3 protein-coding genes are annotated in these 3058 nt (G+C 50.6%); 2 read left to right on the top strand and 1 reads right to left on the bottom strand.

From position 1 onward, the window contains the following. Positions 1-215: hypothetical protein (locus AAH187_RS08975; protein ID WP_342348113.1), on the top strand; the 215-nt coding region annotated here is incomplete at its 5' end. Between the two features lie 168 nt (positions 216-383). Here the strand turns inward: AAH187_RS08975 and AAH187_RS08970 are convergent. Beyond that, positions 384-1742 (bottom strand): IS1182 family transposase, encoded by a 1359-nt coding sequence (locus AAH187_RS08970; protein WP_342348112.1) that lies wholly within the window; start codon positions 1740-1742, stop codon positions 384-386. Between the two features lie 140 nt (positions 1743-1882). Between AAH187_RS08970 and AAH187_RS08965 the strand changes: the two genes are divergently transcribed. After that, on the top strand, positions 1883-2854 hold the full coding sequence (locus AAH187_RS08965) for an AAA family ATPase (protein ID WP_342348111.1): 972 nt from the start codon (positions 1883-1885) through the stop codon (positions 2852-2854). Positions 2855-3058 lie beyond the last annotated feature (204 nt).

Genomic DNA, 3058 nt, shown 5'->3' with positions numbered 1-3058 from the left:
AAGGACACAACGGCATTACGTCATACATTAGGGGCCTGGAGAAAGGAGACGAACACGACGGTCAGAATAATCTCATGAGAATCGTCCTGAGCGAAATCACGATTGGCAGAAGGCATGCCAGGAACATTTTCAATAGTTCAGGAATCGCTATATTTTTTTCAACAGACAAGTACAGGTCTTACCATCTGAAAATATCCCTCAAATTCTCCTTCTGAATGCTATGGCTCCCTAGGAGTCTGTCGGACTTGACCAACCATAGTGGACAGTGACCGACTGTTTTCCCCGTTGCTATCGGGATCCACAGAGGTTTTTTCGAAATATCGCCCATGCGGCCCCACTATGCCCGAGTCTTTGTCCAGCACGAGAGGTCATGCCCGTCGTTGTTATGCCCCCAGGGCATGTAACCGCTTCAGGTTCCAGGCCATGCAGACCAGGTCCCACTCTCCGCAGACGGACTCCACCCCTCGAAGCAGGAACTGGCGGAATCCCATGACGGCCTTGATGATGCCGAAGACCGGTTCGACGGTGCTTTTCCGTTTGCTGTAAAGTGCCCGACCGTCTTGGGTCTTCAGTCGATGCTTCATCTCGGTCACGGCATCGGCGTGGTCTGGCAAAGGCTCCGGCTCAGCGAAGCGTTCTTTGAGACTCTGATGGTGCGGATGGCGTTGGCTGCTGATATACGGTTGAATCTCGTGCTCCAGGCATCTGCCGACGTTGGTGATGCTGTAGTAGCCGGCATCGGCCAACAGAATGTCAACTTTCCCCAGCGCCGCCGGCAGGGTGCGTAAGGCCTCAAGAGCCGGGTGGATTTCAAGCTTGTCATTGGAATGCTGGCTGAGGTGCCGCCCGACAATCAGCATCGTGTCGACATCGACGCTGGCCTGGGCGTTGTAGCTCTGCGCGAAGCCGCCGCCGGAAGTGGGCATGATCCGGGAGGCTTCGTCGGTCAGGTTGACTTGGTCCTTGTCCCGGGGACCGGGTTCAGGCGGCTTGGGTGGTTTGCCGCCCGCCTTCTTGCCCGTTTGTTGCTCCTTGGCGTGGCGCTGGGTGCGCCGCGCCTCATAGTGGGCTTGCTCCTCAGCCTGGCGAGTGGCCGCCCGGTGTTCGATCTCCGCTTTGGCTCTGGCAATCGCGGCAAGGCGCTCTTCACGACGCGCCAGCTCTTCTGGGATATCTAGCCCGTCAGGGAGATCGGTTTGATCCGCAGCTTCTGCCTGGCGCAGTAGGGCTTCCACCTCAGCCTTGAGGTGCTGTTCCAGCTTGCAGGCATGTTGCCAACTCAAGGCCCGGTGTTTGGATGCGTTGGCGTTGATCTTGGTGCCGTCAAGACTGACGGTGCCCAGCTTTAAGACCGCCATCTGCTGGGCAATGAGGAGAATCTGGACGAAGAGCGGTTTCAGCTCAGCAAGAAAGCGTTTCCGAAAGGTGGCGATGGTATCGTGGTCGGGATGATCGTTGGCGGCGAGATAACGAAAGGCCACGGAGTCGTAGGTCCCACGTTCCAATTGGCGGCTGGAAAAAACGCCGGTCGCATACCCGTAGAACAACAGCGCCAACAACATCTCCGGATGATGCGCCTTGGACCCACGGCCGGCATAGGCGGCCGTGATTGCAGTGAGGTCAAGCTGCTCCACAATCTCGACGACGAAGCGGGCCAGATGGCCTTCCGGCAACCAGTCGCTCAGAGACGGAGGGAGCAGATACAGTGTGTCTCGGTCAACTTGGCGAAACGTGTGACTCATAGCTCTGTCGCCTCAAATTGGGGTTTTTAATACCCGGCGTTTTAACATACGACGAACGAAAAGTCCGACAGACTCCTAGGCGGTTTTTTAATCCGTACTTTGGAAAATCCGTAGCAGAACGAGGGACATATATTGGTAATATGTCAGTGTATCCATTTCGTAGTAATTCTATTGATCAATTTGCTTCTAGGTTATTTAGAGCTCAAAATAATCGACAAGAGTTTGATCAGCTATTAGGCAGGGTACTTTTTCCGGTTCCTAAATGGAATATTGAACAGGCCGACACTGGGCAGTATTACCTCAAATATGATGCTGGTGGAATGCATCATAACAGCGAGGGATTAGGTGATGGACTTATCAGTTTACTTTTTATTGTTGATGCGCTTTATGACTCAGGCGACAACGACATGATAGTCATTGATGAGCCTGAACTTTCTCTTCATCCATCACTACAACGGAAGTTATCAAGCCTTTTAATCGAATATTCCTCTATTCGACAAATAGTTGTCGCTACACATTCACCTTATTTTCTAGAGTTACCTACACTTGAGGCGGGAGCTCGAGTGGCAAGAGTCCACCAAACTACTGCGGGTTCAGTTATTTCCGAATTAACCGTTGAAACTGGAAAGTCCTTTCAGGGATTCCTCAATGATACACACAATCCTCATGTTTGGGGACTGAACGCAAAAGAAGTTTTTTTTCTTGATGACGGAATTATATTGGTTGAGGGCCAAGATGATGTGATTCATTATCCACGTCTTGCTATCAAATTGGGAATTCAATTTCAAGGAACATTTTTCGGTTGGGGCGTAGGAGGAGCTCAAAAAATGAAATTGATTGCAAAAACTTTGAAAGAATTAGGTTTTCAAAAAGTCGCAGGCATATTAGACAGGAACTGCGACCAAATATCGAAAGAACTTCAAAAAGAATTTCCAGATTATTCTTTCTTTACTATTCCCGCAAACGATGTTCGAACGAAAAAGGCTTCACCTGCGAAACCAGAAATTATTGGTCTTACTGATGAATACGAGAACATTCGCCCAGAATATTCAGAGAGTTTTAAAAAGTTAGTGCAAAAGATTAATTCAATTGTGGCCCCACAGCTAACGTGAGACATGATTGGTATTTTGCTCGGACCCAACGAGAGAGTTTTAGAGGTTATGAATCGGTGAGGATGTAGAAGAGGCAATCGCTTTGGGCGATTCCCGGATTTGAGAAAGGAGGTCCGGGGAATTTTTCTGACGACCCAGCCTTGCCTGCCGCCTACCGCGTCGAATCCATCTCTCGCTTTAAGCTAAAGGGTAGATGGCGCATGG

Source organism: uncultured Nitrospira sp. (genome assembly GCA_902500695.1).
Taxonomy (GTDB): domain Bacteria; phylum Nitrospirota; class Nitrospiria; order Nitrospirales; family UBA8639; genus Nitrospira_E.
The sequence above is the reverse complement of the archived record's forward strand: the minus strand, read 5'-3'. Positions and strand labels throughout refer to the sequence as shown.

What these genes read in the sequence shown, in the direction of transcription:
- AAH187_RS08970 (WP_342348112.1), bottom strand. Translation starts at nt 1,742, where the DNA reads ATGAGTCACACGTTTCGCCAAGTTGACCGAGACACACTGTATCTGCTC.
- AAH187_RS08965 (WP_342348111.1), top strand. Translation starts at nt 1,883, where the DNA reads ATGTCAGTGTATCCATTTCGTAGTAATTCTATTGATCAATTTGCTTCT.